This is a genomic window from Clostridium sp. YIM B02551 (genome assembly GCF_022324735.1).
In the GTDB taxonomy this organism is placed as follows: Bacteria; Bacillota; Clostridia; order Clostridiales; family Clostridiaceae; genus Clostridium_T; species Clostridium_T paridis.
This window is the reverse complement of sequence record NZ_JAKGTF010000007.1, coordinates 116,539-133,617: the sequence shown is the minus strand read 5'-3', so window position 1 is coordinate 133,617 and position 17,079 is coordinate 116,539. Positions and strand designations below refer to the sequence as shown.

Genomic DNA, 17,079 nt, shown 5'->3' with positions numbered 1-17,079 from the left:
TCCCTTCTAATTCCTATTAATAATAGTAATATAGGAGTAAGCATCCTTAAGGCAACTACCTTTTTCATATTCAATACAATTTTTACAAGTTGAATAAACTTCCCTCATGCTAATAGACGGCAAAATTGTATTCGGAAAAAAGTCGGGACATAACTCTCCACTTATTGAGGATAAATGAGATTTATTCATATCATCTCTCCTTACAAATTTATATTACCTCTATTATTTTGTGCAGTATTTTAACCTTTATACATGATACAATTTGGTATATTTTTCTTCTAAATAATCAATAAAGTATTTAGGATTCAGCTTTTCACCTGTTACCTTTAAAAGTAATTCCATTGGCGAATATACAGCTCCATGCGTATGAATTTTTTCATTTAACCATTTTGTTATTGGTTTAATATCTCCTTTTCCTAATAGCTCTTTATAATTAGGAATATCTTTTTTCATTGTGTTTAAAAATTGAGCTCCATATAAGTTTCCTAATGCATAGCTTGGAAAATATCCAAAAGATCCATCTGACCAATGCATATCTTGAAGAATTCCTTCTGAATCATTTGTAGGCTCTACACCTAAATATTCTTTATATTTTTCATTCCATAGTCTAGGTAAATCACTTGTAGCTACCTCACCATTAAAAATAGCTTTTTCTATTTCATATCTTATAATTACATGCAATGAATAGGTTAGTTCATCTGCTTCAGTTCTTATTAATGAAGGTTCAACCTTATTTACACATTTATAAAATGTTTCAAAGTCTAAATTCTCTAGGTTAACAAAATATTTCTTTATTTTATTTTCAAATAAAAAACTTAAAAATTCTTCACTTCTTCCTACAATGTTTTCATAAAATCTTGACTGAGACTCATGTACTCCCATTGATGCTCCTTGTGCTAACCAAGTTCCATTAAGTTCGTCACTTATACCTTGTTCGTATATTCCATGCCCACCTTCATGTATTGTTGAAAATAATGCTGATAGAAGCTCATCTTCATAATAATGAGTGGTTAATCTAACATCCTTATTTGAAAAATTAGTTGTAAAAGGATGTACGCTTTCGTCTAATCTTCCTGCATTCATATCAAATCCAATTAGATCAAGTGAAAAAAGACTTAAATCCTTTTGTAGTTCTCTTGGATAAGAGGCTTTAATTACACTTGTATCTATCCTAAGATTACTCTTTTTAATCCTTTTAAGTAAAGTTACTAGTGCATCTCTAAGCTCTCCAAAAACTCCATCCAGCACTTCCACTGTAATTCCTTTTTCATACTTATCTAAAAGTGTATTATATTTATGGTGTTTAAAACCCCAATAACCTATAAACTCTTTTTGAAATTCAATTATTTTTTCTAAATATGGTTTAAATATTAAGAAATCATTTTTCTCCTTAGCTTCCTCCCAAGCAACTTCAGACTTGGATGCAAGAATTACAAATTCCTTATATCTATTTACTGGAATTTTCTTAGTTTCTTCATATTCCTTTTTCAATGTTTCAACCATACTTTTATTAACCTTATCTAAATCTTCAAAGTTAGCTTCAAAATAATCTATAAATTCTTTAAGTTTTGGTGATGTTTGAAGATTAAATAACTGTTCTGAAAGATGAGCAACTACTTCTGATCTTCCTTCTACAGCTTTCTTTGGCATCATGACCATCTTATCCCAATAAATTAAATCTAATGCCTGTTTAGTATTCTCCATTACTTTTATATAATCTTTTAGTTCTAATAACTTAATTTCAATACCCTTTTCCATACCTTACTCCTCTATAGTCAATATTGACTCTGTTTCTCTACAATACTTCACGCATAAACACTGTCCTAAATTTCTTGGACATTCATAGCATAAACATGTTGTATCTCCACTACATGCGCCTTTTTTAAACTCTGGACAATGTTCACAATTAAATCCGCTTCCTCTAGTCACAGAACCATTCCTTTCTCTTGTAGATTTATAACCTAATTATATCACTTAAAACCTACTTAAAAAACTTTACATAAATAAAAATAGATACAGCATAATATGATTTTTTCATTACATATGCCCTATCTATTTCTATAATTACCCTATAATTTAACTTTTAGTCTAGACCATAAAAGTTATGTCAGCTATATTTACCTCACACATATATATAGCACTAAAATCGTACAATCGTTCAAAAATAATTAGTATCAAATTTATACTCAATACCTCTTATAAAATTCTCAATTTAAATTTAACCAAAAAACTTTTTTAATTATTTATCACAAGGTTGCCATGGCTTAACCAAGTGTACTTTATTCCTTTGGGGGCAGAATAAGTATATAATTTTTCTGGATCCTTGTTATTTTCCTCGAGGTAAACAAGAAAGAAAAAAGCGCTTAATAGAGTTATTGCTCTATCAAACGCCTTCGTTCAATCTGTTATACTTTTATTATATTGCCATAATAAAATAAATCAATCCTTTTTTTCATAATTATGTTTTTCAAAATTTAGTCTGTATTTTTTTATTATCTTGTTAAAAATATCCACCTTTTTTTATTCTTTGTCTTTTAGATAACACCTTTTAAGTTGCAATCTATAAAATACTACTGAAGTAATAATTACAACAATATTTAGTAGTAAATTCATATTATTAAAGCTATGTGGTGAAAGTACTAGAACTAATAAATCGAGAATTACTAATAAAGAAAATGAACCAATAAAAGCCATCATCAAGAAAACTATCTTTACAGTCCAGGAAAAATAAAAAAGATTTTTTATCTTTTCAGACTTTAGCTTTCCAAATATTAAATAATCTATCCAAAATAGAAGTATACCAGCTATAAAAAGTAAAAATACCGAAATTATTTGATTGGTGAAAGGTTGAAGTTCTATCCTCCAATCAAATGTTAGGGATAGTGCAAAATAATCAACCATTATACTTCCTATCATATCTAGTACCCATTTTAATGGCCATAGGTAATTACTCAATAACATTTTAAAAAGACCAAAAAATAAAAACAAACAGTATTCAATGCATGGAACGAAAATTATTGCTAAAATCTTGTTTTTAACAAGCACAAAGGATAAAAAAATCCCTCCGCAAGATACTATGGAAATTGCTAGTGTTAATAGAAAGAATATAAATATATTGTACCCATTAATACCTAATGACTGAAAGTCCTGTCTTTTCGCCATATAAACTATTAATTTAAATAGAAATACAATTATTATACTTGTACTAGTAATACCTATTAAGGTACTTACCTTAGTGAAAAAGACTTCTTTCAAATTATATTTTTCTTCTTCTATGCTTGAGACTAAAATGTCCATATCTCTTAAAATAAAACATGTTAAAAACCCATAAGTTAAATAAAGAATACAACTTTTAAAAGGTGCTAATGAAAAATATTGTTTTATTACCTCCTCTGAATTAGTACCATAATTTTTGTATTGAATCATTTGATACATGTTTGTTAAAAAAAGAAATACCATTGTCATTAAAATAACACCCCAGAGTATTATCTTTTTATCCTGATTCAATATCTTCTGGTTTATTAAGTTTTTCATTAAATTCCTTCCGTCAATAATTGCTTCTATATATTGTATTAGCATAATTAAATTTTTATTTATTTTTTGTAACACATTATTTGCATACACATATACTAATGTTATATAGGAATACTCTTTAATTCCTTACTTTACACCTCTAATATTTTTTGTTTTGAATACCTCAAGACTCCCATCTATAACATAAGGCGCATAAAAAATCGCAAAGATTTTTTTATGCGTCTTTGTTGGATTTGAAAGAATCATAAAAAAGGTGAAATATCTCTCTAACAAGTTGAGATATTTCACCTTTTTATTAACTTAAAAGAATAGTTTAAATACTACCATAACTATAACCCCTGGAATACCAAAGAAGCCTGCTATTAATGCTGTTACAATATTGACTCCAATATTGATTCCAAATGGCCCTCCTATAAAATTAACTACTACTAGAAGTAAAACTCCTAATATACCATTAATTATTAACTTTCCAAGCATCTTAATAGGCCATGCAAATACCTTAAATAATATTACTAATATTAGCAAGCTTATTATTCCGTAAAAAATTTCTACTGGAAACATATCCCATACCCCCATTTATTTATTCAGCTAACCCTGAACTTTTCTCCACAATATAGGTATTATCTACTTTTGAATTGTTATCCTTTGCTTCTCTCAATAAGAAATCTAGTCTTTTTCTGGCAACTTCTTCAGAATAAATTGCAATTTCTATAAGTTTAGGATCACTTACACTTTCAAACATACTTTCTGCAACTTTAATATCCTTTACGGCTTGTTCAATATCTTTAATCAAAGAAACTTCATTGGTTACCTTCTTTTTCAATAATGATTCTAGAATAAACTTCCTATTCATATAACCCCTCCAATAATTTATATTCAAATTATTGACTGAATTTATATGAGATATTCATTTATATACTAATCAAAAAATATTTTATCAAAAATAAAGTAAATATTGCTCTGTTGTGAAACAGTAACAATCTAAAAGAAACAAGGGAAAAAGCCTACTGATTTTCCTATTGCTTTTTCCCTTCTATTCTTTAATTATAAAGTCTTTTACCTCATTTTTCCATTACTTTTCTAAATTATTTATCTATTATTTCTTCCCTTTTTAGCCAAAATTCATAACAAACTTCATTTTCTCAAACAAAACTTCTATTGCTGTTTTCTCTTAAAAATTCAATTGCTTCTTCTGGTAAAAGTGGCTTACTGAAATAATATCCTTGGATTGTATCGCAGCATTGCTCTTTTAGATATTCATACTGCTCTTTTGTTTCTACACCTTCCGCAATTATTTCAGCATCGATACTATGTCCTAAAGAGATTATATGGCTAATTATTATCTTATTTCTTTCATCATTTACATTGCTAACAAATGTTCTATCTATTTTAATGCAATCAACATTAAACTTCTGTATATACTTCAATGAATTATACCCCGTACCAAAATCATCAATAGACACTTTTATTCCTTGCTCTCTTAAAAGCTTTAAGTTATTTGATAAATTATAAACTGAATCTATAAGTGCACTCTCAGTGATTTCTAGTTCAATATATTTAGCAGAAATACCCTCTTCCTCAAGAAGTTTACTTACATCTTTAGCAAAATCCGGCTTTTGCAATTGAACTACAGAAGCATTTACTGATAGTCTAAAATCCTTAAACCCTGCCTCATGCCATTCTTTAAGTTGTTTAAGAGCACTTTTTAGTACCCATTCACCTATGGGTATAATTAGTTTTGTTTCTTCAGCCACAGGAATAAAATCAACAGGACTTATTATTCCTTTTTTTAAGTGTTTCCATCTTATTAGTGCTTCCATTCTTACCACTCTTTTAGTTCTAGCATCTATAATCGGCTGATAACATAAAAATAGTTCTCCATTATCTATAGCATCTTTTAAATCGCTTCCTATATTATTACGAAAGCCTATTTCTTTCATCATATAATTATTAAAATGCCGCAGATTATTTTTCCCCTCTTCTTTTGCTTTATACATAGCTATATCCGCTTTTTCTAGAAGTACTTTTCCGTTCCTTCCATTATCGGGATAAACAGCAATACCAATACTTATTGAACTGGAAAGTTTGTATCTTTTAACAATTAAAGTATAATTGAACGAATCTAAAATTCTTTGTGCAATCTCATCTGCTTCATTTATGCCGTTAATATGTGGTAATAAAATTGCAAACTCGTCTCCACCAATCCTACATAATATGTCTATATTTCTAATACATGACTTAATCCTTGTTGCAATTTTCTTTAAAAATAAGTCGCCTATATTATGTCCATACATATCATTAACAGTCTTGAAATTATCAACGTCAAGGAACAGTACTGAAAGCATTAAGCCCTCTTTTTTTGCTTCTTCTATAGAAATTTTCAATTTGTCCATAAATGCTGTACGGATAATTGTTCCAGTTAGCTGATCATAATATACAAGGCGTTCCAGTTTTTCTTCCATCTTTTTTTTCTCTGTAATATCAGTATGTGAGCCTGTTATTCTAACAGGTTCTCCCTTATCATTAAATTGTAACTTACCTTTACTAGAAACCCATATATATTTGCCTTCATTTAATTTTATTCTATACTCACATATGTAAAACTGACTTTTTTCTTTAAAGCATGAATGTAATGTAGAGGTAGCTCTTTTAACATCCTTTGGGTGAATGCGTTCCGTCCATTTTTTATAATATTGGTGAGTTTTTCGTTCTTCAAATCCTAGCATTTCCCGCCATACTTTTGATATGTATACTGTATCAGTGATCAAATCCCAATCCCATAAACCATTGCTTGAGCCTTCTATAACAAGTTTATATCTTTCCTCAATCTTTTGTAATTCATCTATCTGTCTCTCTAGCTTCTTTACTTTATACTCTAATTCTTCTTTTATCATAAGCTCTTTATTCATATAAACCAAGTATTATCACCTTCTTCAAAATTTAAATTTATTGCATATAACTACATTCAAACCACACATTCCTCTTCACTTTAAATCTTGAATTGGGATACAATTTTTATAAGCATATTAGATTTTTCCTTCGCAGATTCGGATAAATTAATAACCTCATTTGACTTATTCATTATGTCTTCTGATTCCTGTGCTATACTTGCAGCTCCATGAGCTTCTTCATTAGTAGAACTTGCTATCTCTTCTATAGCTCTAACCATATTTTGCACTGAAGCGAAAAGTTCTTCTGATGTTGCACTAAAATCTGTAACCATGCTATCTATACTAAATGAGTTTTCACTGTATTTTTCACTAGATTCCACAAGCGTATCATAGTCACTCAATACTTTTTTATCAATAAACTCTAATATTTCACCAGAACTGCTTGATAGGTTATTCACAGCTTCTAATATCACATTGGTAACTTCCTGTATTCTGTTGACCATATTTTTAGAATCCTCTGCTAACTTTCTAATTTCATCAGCGACAACTGCAAAACTTTTACCTGCTTGACCTGCTCTTGCAGCCTCAATAGCTGCATTTAAAGCAAGCAAATTAGTTTGTGAAGTTATTGCAAGTATCCCTTCAGCAAGTTCATTGATTTGGTTTACTGCTTTTGATTTTTCTATAGCTTCCTTCAAGCTACTTTTTGTACTTCCATAAACTTGAATAGCATTTTCTTTTGAGATTATTGCATTTTGCTTCATTTCTTCAGTCATCTTACTTACATTGTTCACAACACCAGCACCTTCTTGTGCTTTAATAGCAATAGACTCTACTGCCTTTTCAATCTCTGTAGAAGTGGCACTCATTTCTTCAGCAGAAGCTGCAGTCTGTTCTGTTCCTGCCGACATTTCTTCTGTTGTAGCTGAAATTTCCTCTATTCCTTTATTAAGTTGCTCCATATTGCTATTGACGTTATTAAGCATCTCGCTTACAGAGGATGATTCATCAACCACTTTTTTTATAATATTTCTTATTGATGTCTGCATAGTATTTATTGCATTTGCAAGTGTGCCAGTTTCATCCTTTGCTTTGAGAAGTTTTACAGGCACTTCCTTTGTGAAATCTCCTGTTGCCACAACTTTAAGATACTCTGAAGCTGTTTTTATTGGCTTCGATATACTTGATGCTATAAAATAGGTAATTATTATACTGACTGCTAAAATAATTATTGATAAAATCGAAACTGTTTTTAAAAGACTGTCTACTTTTGCCATTACTTCTGACTTGGGAGCAGTTATACTCAATGACCAATTAGTTCCTTCTACAGGGGCATAACCCATGTATTTAGTCATACCATTGAAGGTATATTCTCCTACACCCTGTTTACCTTCAATCATCTGCTTCTCCAATTCAGCTAGCGACGTAAGTCCTGAGTCTTTCTTGACTTCCTCAAATACATTGTACATTTTTATAACAAGGTTTTTATCTTTATGTGCAATAATATTACCATTCTTGTTAATCATGGCAGCTTCTCCATTGCTACCAAATTTAATGTCATTTATCAGTGCACTTAATTCATTTCCGTCACGTACAGAAACCAAAACCCCCTTTACCCTATCGTTATCTTTTATTGGAACTGCATAAGCAACTATTAAATCATTAGTAATCTTACTTTTAAATGGGTCTGAAACTGCTCTCTTCCCAGCCATTGCTGTTTTAAAATAATCCAAATCAGAAATATTTGCTGTTCCACCATTTGTAGTGATTGCATTTCCATCAATATCAACAATAGTCATCCACAGATGATTAGCTCTTTGTGATTCTCTTTTCAATATTTCAAGTTTTTCATTTATGCTCAGTTTATCACTTTTGATAAAGTCACTTTCAGCTAATACTTCTAGTGCATTGAACTGGCTATTTATTCTTTCCTGTACAACCCTTGAAGCTTCTTTAGACAAATTAGGAAGTGATTCATTTATGTTTTGCGTCAAGGCATCTTTTGAAACTAAATAACCTATAACCCCAAGTCCAGAGCATATAAATAATATCAATATCCCAAAAATTACAGATAATTTAGTTTTAATACTTTTAAATTGCATATGTATACCCCCTCGTTTTATACCGAACTTTCATATGAAATGTGTAATAAATATTTCAGCTATCTCATTTCAGTATCACTTGTTTCTTTTTGATAATAATTAACAATTAACTTATCCAACTCCTCACTAATCAGTAAAATTTCTTTAGTAATATTATTTTGAATTATTGAATCCCAATGCTTGTACAAAGTTAGTCTTAATTTTTCAATTACATCCGCATCTTTACAATCTTCGCATGAATTTTTATCCATCAGTTGCACTCCTATTTTTAGATAAATTTTAATATTTTTTGTGAATAGTGTTATCATAGGTATTGGATTAAGTTAACTGTTATATAATAATATGTATCTACTATTATATAATAAAAATTATTTTTTCAATTCTATTTATAAAAAATGTCATAGCTATGGCTATGACATTTTTTTATCCTTATACTATATGTGAATCACTTAAGCTACTATATACTATATGTGAATCACTTAAACTACTATAATTATTATATTGATTATAACAGTTTGGGAAGGAGTAACATTATGATTACAAATATGAAATTTGGAGAATCTCTTCGCTCTCTACTTTCAATTTTAGATATTAGTATTGTAAAACTATCAAAAGTCATAAATGTCGATAACTCACTTGTCAACCGGTGGGTTAATGAAAAAAGAGTACCTGCATATAGCACAAATTATATTGAGAAAATTTCTGAATACCTTTCTAGCTGTATTCTAAATTCTTTTCAGATACAATATTTAGATGAGCTGTTCTTAAAGGTATGCGGAGACAGTACAATTGAAATTAGCTTAAAAGAAAAAATCAAGAGAATTTTATTGCAATCGCAAGGATATTCTTTAGAATGTAGAAAAAAGATAATAAAGGAAAATAACGCTCATTTAATTAATAATAAAAAAGTTTTAAAATCAATGGACATCTATCAACATTATTCTAATAAAAGTTATGATACTAATATGAATACTGACTTATTAAATATGAAAGGCTCTAATTTGTCTATAAACTTATCAAGTGAAGATAAAATAGTTATTGGATATAAAAATGTATTAGCTGAAAGTATCTCGTTATTAGAATATACTTCAAACCGTAAATGTAATAATGATATGATCTATATTTCATTTAATGACAATATGTTTATTCCCAGGTATCACAATGACTTGATTAATTTTAGAAATGCTATTCTTAAAGCAATAAATAATGGTTGGAGTATTGTATTTTTATTGAAATTAAACAACAACATCAATAATGCAATGAATTTTATTGATTTTGCGTTACCATTTATAAGCACTGATAAGTTTTACCCTTATTATTTAAAAAAATATAACCTTTTTTCCATATATCAAGAATTTATTGTTATTCCAGAGATTGGAACATTATTAGGATTGCCAAATGATCTGCATTCAGAAATTGATGCTGCCTTTTATTTTAGGAATAAAGTCGCTGTTGATTTATTCAATAATAGACTTAACACAATAATTGCTAAAGATACCAAACCTCTTGTTAAGTATTATAAACATAATAATGTTATTGATTATTCAAAGTTTCTAACTGATCAGGAAGATGTCATAGGCAATCGAATTCTATACAAACGTGATCTTAGTATTTTGTTGCTTCCAGAAAATTTATATAAGAAGCTTCTACAAAGAAAAAATCTTAAAGAAGATGAAATAAATACATCTTTAGACTTTTACAAAATGAGATTGCAAGCATTTTTATCAAACATATTTAAATATACATATACGGATATTTACCATATAGATTGTATTAACAATCTAATTAAACATAAGGAACTTTATCTTTATTTATATAATAAGGTAACTATAATTAGTTTAGAAGTCGAGGATATTATTGAGATTTTAAAAAACATCGTAACTTTACTTGAGAAATATTGCAATTACAATATTGCATTCATTTCTAAAAACTCCAATAATACTATACCAAATTCTATATTTTATTGTATGGTTAAAGAAAGAAACGCTGTAATGCTTGAAGCATATGAATGTCCAAAAAATATACCCAAAGTTCGGTTATCAATCAAAGAACCTATACTTGTCAAAGCTTTTGAAGTATATTTTAATGAAATTTTGGAGCAAATTTCTCCTATTAATAAAGATAAAATGGAGATTATCAATTGGATACAACGCCAAATAAATTTGCTTAAAAGTTGTAATTAGGATATTAGACAGAATTTACAATAAAAAAAGTAAGCTCAACGAAGTAAGGGAAAAAGACTAGTCTTTTTCCCTTACTTCATTGCTTACAAAAGCTTTCGCCTCATTTTTCTATTCTTTTTTCTAAATTCTTAATCTATTTTTCCTTCTCTTTTTAATCTAAATTTATAACAAAACTTTTTTTTGTTTTAGACAATTTAAAATGAAAGTTTAGATTTCTTTTCTTCCCTCTAGTGCCTTAGATAAAGTTACCTCATCAGCATAATCTAAATCTCCACCTACTGGGATACCTGCAGCTATTCTTGTTACTTTAACATCCAACGGTTTAAGTATCTTGGATATGTACATTGCTGTAGCTTCACCTTCTATATTAGGATTTGTAGCAACTATAACTTCTTTTACATCGGAATTCATTCTTGCAACTAGTTCCCTAATTCTAATATCCTGTGGTCCTCTTCCTTGCATTGGAGATATATTGCCATGTAGAACATGATATACTCCATTAAACTCTTTAACCTTTTCCATAGTCATAATATCTTTTGGTTGCTCAACCACACATATAACTTGTTTCTCTCTGTTAGGGTTTGAACATATGGCGCAAGGATCTTTATCTGTGAAATTACCACAAATAGAACAATATTTAATAGTTCCTCTTGCCTGCACTAATGCCCTAGCAAATTCTTTTACTTCCTCTTCAGGTAAGTTAAGTATATGTAACGTTAACCTTTGGGCAGTTTTTTGTCCTACACTAGGCAACTTTGCAAACTCTTCAATAAGCTTTTCTATAGCAACTGGATAGAAATCCATAACTTTACAACTTCCTTTCTGTACTATCATATCTAATATTTAAGATTATTTCTTTATATAAAAACTTTTTTGTAATTATAAAATGTTTATAATCCAAAAATTCTAACCATCTTTCGTATTAAAGAATCTTGTGGTCGCACCAATATAGCTGAGCTTCTTTAATACTCATAATGGAGAATTTAAAGGATTATAAAATAGGCATACAGATACACCTGTATGCCTATAGTTAATTAAAATAATCCTGGCATATTCATGCCGCCAGTTAATTTTCCCATTTTACTACTTGTTTCTTCATCAGCTTTTTTCATTGCTTGATTTACAGCACTAAGTACTAAATCTTGAAGCATTTCTACATCATCTGGATCTACTACTTCTGGTTTTATCTCTATGTGAGTTACTTCCTTCTTACCATTAACTTTAACTAGAACGGCTCCTCCTCCAACTGTTGCTTCGAATTCAGCTACTTCTAATTCTTTTTGCATTTCTTCCATTTGTTGTTGAAGTTTTTGAGCTTGCTTCATTAAATTATTCATATTTCCAAGTCCGCCGCCTGGAAAACCACCTTTTGCCATGTGATACCCTCCTTAAATTTTATCTATTCATTATTATATATTATATTATTTGATTTTGCTATATATATATAATCTAGAGGTTTTTTTAATAAAACTTAATTTATACATATTAGAAAATCGTGGTTTCTAACGATTTAATGATGTGTATAAATTATTAGTTGAATTTAAAAACCTCAAAAATTTCCTAATTGTCTATTCATCTAAAATCTCTAAAGCTTCTTCCCCTATGGTTTCTCTAAGTATATCTTCAGTATTCTTTTCTGTACTTTCCTTACTAATTATTGTGTAAACTACCTTAACTCCATCCTTTAGTATCTCACTAAACACTTCATTTACTATTTTAGAATTTTCAAGCTGTTCTAGTCTCTTCTTGTTGAAGGCATATTCATCATCATATAGAATTTCAACCACACCATTTTTACAAGCTACTGGTTTTCCAGTTGATAATGATGCATATATAACCATTGCCCTTCTAGCTTTAAATCTCTCTAGAATATCTCTCCAGTATCTTTTTACATCATCTAGAGTAACCTTTGAATCTTCATTAAAGCTGTGTGTGATAGTTGCTTCTCTTTGAACTTCTTGCTTCCTTATAGTTTTTGGATTCTTCTCTGGTTCTATCCCCTGAGAATCTCCCTGTGATTTAGCAGCTACTGTAACCTTTCCAGATCTTAATGCTTCTTCTAATCTATTTATTCTTGCTAATAGAGTTTCCTTTGACATATCAAACTCTATTTTGCACATCTTTATAGTTGCTAATTCTAGATATATTCTAGCTTGCTTACTAGCTTTAGAATTTTCCTCTGCTTCTTGAAGAATTCTGACATCCCTCATGATTTCTTCATATCGTAGTCTTTCTCCTTGTGTCTTTAACAAATCTATATTTTCTTCTGACATATCTAATATTTCTTCAGGATTATTTGTAACCTTAGTCATTAGAAGGTTTCTAAAATGGCTAGTTAAGTCCTTTATAAAAAGTCCAATATCCTTTCCTGAAAGAACTATTTCTTCAATAGTCTTCATAGATTTCTCTATATCTCTTTCAATGATAGAACTGGTAATTTTAAATAAATACTCATTGGTTACAAGACCAAGCATTGATACTAGCTGCTCATAATCAACCTTACCATCTCCCATAGAGATAGCCTGATCTAATATACTTAAAGAATCTCTCATTGCTCCATCTGAAACTCTAGTAATAAGACTTAAGCTCTTATCATCTGCAAAAACGCCTTGCTCTTTGACTATCTTTCTAAGCCTAGCAATCATATGCTCATTAGAAATTCTCTTAAAATCAAATCTTTGGCACCTAGAAAGAATTGTTATAGGTAATTTTTGAGGATCTGTAGTTGCCAAAATAAATATTACATTACTTGGCGGCTCCTCTAGTGTTTTTAAAAATGCATTTACAGCTCCTGTCGTTAACATGTGAGCTTCATCCATTATGTATATCTTATATTTAGCTTCTTGTGGTGGATATTGAACTTCATCAATAATATCTCTAATATTCTCTACTTTATTTCTTGATGCAGCATCCATTTCATTTATATCTATAGCTAAACCTGCATTTATCTTCTTACACATTTCACATTCATTGCAAGGCTCACCATCCACAAGGTTTAAACAATTTAAAGCCTTTGAAAATACCTTAGCAGTTGAAGTCTTACCTGTTCCTCTTGTCCCGCAAAATAAGTAAGCATGCGCTATTCTATTTGTTAATATCTGATTTTTTAGGGTAGTAGTTATATGCTCCTGCCCAACAACATCCTCAAATTTTTGTGGTCTCCACTCTCTATATAAAGCTCTATAAGCCAAGGAACTCACCTCATCTTCTATTTAAACTACTTAATATTATATCATTTTTAGCTATTAAAATAACTATTTATTATAACTAAATATTTAACTATGTTATAATATTATTAAATCTAATTTAGAGGTGAATTTATGACGACACATTTTATATCTAAAACAGATAAATTATTTAAAGATACACTAAATGATATTCTTACTGATGGAATAAGTACTCAAGGTCATAAAATAAGACCACAATATAAAGATGGTACACCAGCTCACACAATATACATAAACCAAGTTGTAGAAAAATATGATATATCTAAAGGGGATTTCCCTATCACCACACTTAGACCAATCGCTTGGAAATCTAGCATCAAAGAGATTTTATGGATATATCAAAAGGCTTCAAATGAACTTTCCGTATTAGAGGAAATGGGCATTACCTGGTGGGCAGATTGGGAAATTAATGGTACCAGAACTATTGGACAAAGGTATGGTGCTACTGTAAAAAAATATGACTTAATGAATAAGCTTTTGAATGGATTAAAAAATGAGCCTTATACTAGAAGACATATTATAGATTTATATCAATATGCAGATTTTGAAGAAACTGCTGGCTTGTATCCTTGTGCATTCCTTACAGTTTGGTCTGTTAGAGGAGAGTATCTTGATGTAACTCTTCATCAAAGAAGTTCAGATTATTGCACTGCTGGCCATATAAATAAAATTCAATATGTTGCATTAATGATGATGGTAGCAAGACATGTTGGTTTAAAACCTGGTGTGTTTATGCACGTTGTTGATAATCTACATATTTATGACAGACATATAGATCAGGCAAAAGAATTAATAGCTAGAATACCTAGTAGTAAACAACCTAAACTAATACTTAAAGAAGGTAAAACAAACTTCTATGAATTTACTATAGATGATTTTGAAATGCTTGATTACGAGCCAGTTAAACCACAATTAAAGTTTGAATTGGGGATATAGTAATTAACATAATAAACTACAAATTAAGATTAAGTGTATGCTAAGTTTCTTTAACAAAGGAATATTTATATAAACTTTAAAATATAAGAATACTAAGAAACTTAAGAATTTATTGAACCAATAGAAGGAGGTTTTATATCATGCTTTCAATAATAGTAGCAGTAGCTGAAAATAATGCTATTGGTAAAAATAATGACTTACTTTGGAGATTACCGAGTGACTTAAGGAGATTTAAGGAGATTACTTCTGGTAAAACTATCATTATGGGTAGAAAAACTTTTGAATCATTGCCTAAAGTTTTACCTAATAGACATCACGTAATTTTAACTAGAGATAATGACTTTTCCGTAGATGACCCTCAGGTAGAGGTTATTAATTCCTTAGATGCTGTAGTTGAAAAATATCACCACTCAGAAGAAGAAGCTTTTATAATTGGTGGGGGTGAAATTTACTCTGCGTTCTTACCTTATTCAAACAAGCTGTATCTTACAAAGGTATTTAAAGATTTCGGTGCAGATACTTATTTCCCAAACATAAATGAGAATGAGTGGATGCCTGTATTAGAAAGTAAAGTTTTTGAAGAAAATAACTTAACATATCAATTTACTGACTTAGTTAGAAAATAAAAACTAGGAGGCGGGTGATGTTATCATCCGTCTCCTAGTGTTATTAATCCTATTTAACCTTGAAAATTTAATTTAATAACTATTTTATATCAACATTTGCCTTTAATACTCCATTATATATGGTATATACAACATCACTCACAAATACTGCTAATTCTTCTGGACTTTCTTCCATGCCAGTTCTAAGCCATTTTTGAATAATACCTAATTGAGCTGATGCTGCAACTGCGCCTATATATTTTAATTTTATTTCTCCCACAAATTCTACTTCTACATTTTTTATTAACATACTTTCAATGAAATTTTTAAGCTTCATTTGAAAATTTAAATCCCCATTAGCTCCTAATAAAACTTTCATAAAGTCAGAATTTTGCTTTATGTAAGTATATACAAAATTGAAAACTTGCAGCAAATTTTCTTTCTTTGAAAGTAACTTAAAATCCCTAGGATATTTTTCAGATATACTTTCTGCTAATTTAGCGAATTCTTTTAGAAATTCATCTTCTTTTTGTTCTAATAAGTCATACTTATCTTTATAATGCAGATAGAATGTCCCCCTATTAATGTCTGCTTCTTCTGTTAAATCTTTTATACTTATCTTATCAAAGCCTTTTTCTATCATTAGCTTTATTAAGGCATCTTCTAGTAATTTTTTAGTTTTACCACTTCTTCTATCCATATAACTTCTCCTTAAAAGTAAGATAATTAACACATACATATTATTTGTCTATTAATGAACACTAGTAACTATGGTGATTATTGTTCTTTACCATAGCTTAATTATAATAGAAGTATGAGAAACTAATCAACACATTGTTAATTTATAGCGTTTGGGATTCCTTATATGGAACCCTTTAATAGGAGGATAAAAATGGATGTTGTAAGAATTTCAAATTTAGTTAAAAAATATTCTAATATTACCGTTCTAAACAATATAAATCTTACCCTTAATGAGGGTGAAATTATTGGTTTCATTGGCCCATCTGGCTCCGGAAAAACTACCCTTGTAAAATCCATAATAGGTATGGAAAAAGTAGACAATGGGGCTATTGAACTATTAGGTAAAAAAATTCCTAACTTAAAGGTTCTAAATGATATTGGCTATATGGCACAATCAGATGCTTTGTATGAAGAATTAACGGGAAAAGAAAACTTAGAATTTTTCTGTAAATTATACAGGCTATCTAAAAATCAAATTAAATCCCGAATAGAATATACTTCAAAGCTAGTTAATCTTGAAAATGAATTATCTAAAAAGGTAAGTAATTATTCAGGCGGTATGAAAAGAAGGCTCTCTCTAGCAATTTCTTTAATACAAGACCCTAAACTTCTTATATTAGATGAACCTACTGTAGGAATTGATCCCAAGTTAAGATTTAGTATATGGGAAGAATTAAAGTCTTTAAAAGCTGATGGCAAGACAATAATATTAACAACTCACGTTATAGACGAAGCTGAAAAATGTGATAAATTAGTTTTAATACGAGAAGGTAATATTATTGCAACTGGAAGCGTGGACGAACTAAAACAACAATTTAAAGTAAATACAGTAGAAGAAATATTTCTATAAAGGAGGAGCC

16 protein-coding genes are annotated in these 17,079 nt (G+C 29.4%); 4 read left to right on the top strand and 12 right to left on the bottom strand.

Annotated elements, in window-relative coordinates:
• Positions 1–246: 246 nt before the first annotated feature.
• The 8 genes from L1S47_RS10075 to L1S47_RS10040 form a co-directional block, all read right to left on the bottom strand.
• Positions 247–1,758, bottom strand: a complete 1,512-nt coding sequence (locus L1S47_RS10075; RefSeq protein ID WP_238883450.1) for a carboxypeptidase M32 — start codon at positions 1,756–1,758, stop codon at positions 247–249.
• A gap of 3 nt (positions 1,759–1,761) precedes the next feature.
• Complete coding sequence (locus L1S47_RS10070) at positions 1,762–1,929, bottom strand: hypothetical protein (RefSeq protein WP_202769152.1); 168 nt, start codon at positions 1,927–1,929, stop codon at positions 1,762–1,764.
• A 591-nt stretch (positions 1,930–2,520) separates the two neighbouring features.
• Positions 2,521–3,426 carry a hypothetical protein gene (locus L1S47_RS10065; protein WP_238883449.1) on the bottom strand — a complete coding sequence of 302 codons (906 nt, stop codon included), beginning with the start codon at positions 3,424–3,426 and terminating at the stop codon, positions 2,521–2,523.
• Positions 3,427–3,834: 408 nt separating this feature from the next.
• Positions 3,835–4,095 (bottom strand): pro-sigmaK processing inhibitor BofA family protein, encoded by a 261-nt coding sequence (locus L1S47_RS10060; protein WP_238883448.1) that lies wholly within the window; start codon positions 4,093–4,095, stop codon positions 3,835–3,837.
• 19 nt (positions 4,096–4,114) lie between these two features.
• A complete protein-coding gene (locus tag L1S47_RS10055) occupies positions 4,115–4,387 on the bottom strand; it encodes a DUF2508 family protein (protein WP_238883447.1) in 273 nt (90 codons plus the stop codon).
• A 289-nt stretch (positions 4,388–4,676) separates the two neighbouring features.
• Positions 4,677–6,443: a GGDEF and EAL domain-containing protein gene (locus tag L1S47_RS10050; RefSeq protein ID WP_238883446.1), complete on the bottom strand. Its 1,767-nt coding sequence runs from the start codon at positions 6,441–6,443 to the stop codon at positions 4,677–4,679.
• A gap of 80 nt (positions 6,444–6,523) precedes the next feature.
• A complete protein-coding gene (locus tag L1S47_RS10045) occupies positions 6,524–8,527 on the bottom strand; it encodes a methyl-accepting chemotaxis protein (RefSeq protein ID WP_238883445.1) in 2,004 nt (667 codons plus the stop codon).
• A gap of 59 nt (positions 8,528–8,586) precedes the next feature.
• The gene (locus L1S47_RS10040; protein WP_238883444.1) at positions 8,587–8,778 is read right to left on the bottom strand and encodes an aspartyl-phosphate phosphatase Spo0E family protein; all 192 of its coding nucleotides are present in this window, start codon (positions 8,776–8,778) and stop codon (positions 8,587–8,589) included.
• Between the two features lie 282 nt (positions 8,779–9,060).
• On the opposite strand from L1S47_RS10040, the gene L1S47_RS10035 reads away from it, so the two are divergent.
• Positions 9,061–10,710, top strand: a complete 1,650-nt coding sequence (locus L1S47_RS10035; RefSeq protein ID WP_238883443.1) for a hypothetical protein — start codon at positions 9,061–9,063, stop codon at positions 10,708–10,710.
• Positions 10,711–10,917: 207 nt separating this feature from the next.
• Here L1S47_RS10035 and recR read toward each other — a convergent pair whose 3' ends face one another.
• The 3 genes from recR to dnaX form a co-directional block, all read right to left on the bottom strand.
• Positions 10,918–11,514: a recombination mediator RecR gene (gene recR / locus L1S47_RS10030; protein ID WP_202769148.1), complete on the bottom strand. Its 597-nt coding sequence runs from the start codon at positions 11,512–11,514 to the stop codon at positions 10,918–10,920.
• A 230-nt stretch (positions 11,515–11,744) separates the two neighbouring features.
• Positions 11,745–12,086, bottom strand: a complete 342-nt coding sequence (locus tag L1S47_RS10025) for a YbaB/EbfC family nucleoid-associated protein (protein WP_202769147.1) — start codon at positions 12,084–12,086, stop codon at positions 11,745–11,747.
• Positions 12,087–12,278: 192 nt separating this feature from the next.
• Positions 12,279–13,901 carry a DNA polymerase III subunit gamma/tau gene (gene dnaX, locus L1S47_RS10020; protein ID WP_238883442.1) on the bottom strand — a complete coding sequence of 541 codons (1,623 nt, stop codon included), beginning with the start codon at positions 13,899–13,901 and terminating at the stop codon, positions 12,279–12,281.
• 129 nt (positions 13,902–14,030) lie between these two features.
• On the opposite strand from dnaX, the gene L1S47_RS10015 reads away from it, so the two are divergent.
• Both L1S47_RS10015 and L1S47_RS10010 read left to right on the top strand, forming a co-directional pair.
• Positions 14,031–14,873 carry a thymidylate synthase gene (locus tag L1S47_RS10015; RefSeq protein WP_238883441.1) on the top strand — a complete coding sequence of 281 codons (843 nt, stop codon included), beginning with the start codon at positions 14,031–14,033 and terminating at the stop codon, positions 14,871–14,873.
• A 140-nt stretch (positions 14,874–15,013) separates the two neighbouring features.
• Positions 15,014–15,499: a dihydrofolate reductase gene (locus tag L1S47_RS10010; RefSeq protein ID WP_238883440.1), complete on the top strand. Its 486-nt coding sequence runs from the start codon at positions 15,014–15,016 to the stop codon at positions 15,497–15,499.
• A gap of 79 nt (positions 15,500–15,578) precedes the next feature.
• Here L1S47_RS10010 and L1S47_RS10005 read toward each other — a convergent pair whose 3' ends face one another.
• The gene (locus L1S47_RS10005) at positions 15,579–16,178 is read right to left on the bottom strand and encodes a TetR/AcrR family transcriptional regulator (RefSeq protein WP_238883439.1); all 600 of its coding nucleotides are present in this window, start codon (positions 16,176–16,178) and stop codon (positions 15,579–15,581) included.
• 192 nt (positions 16,179–16,370) lie between these two features.
• Here L1S47_RS10005 and L1S47_RS10000 point away from each other — a divergent pair, with 192 nt between their 5' ends.
• On the top strand, positions 16,371–17,069 hold the full coding sequence (locus L1S47_RS10000; protein ID WP_238883438.1) for an ABC transporter ATP-binding protein: 699 nt from the start codon (positions 16,371–16,373) through the stop codon (positions 17,067–17,069).
• Positions 17,070–17,079 lie beyond the last annotated feature (10 nt).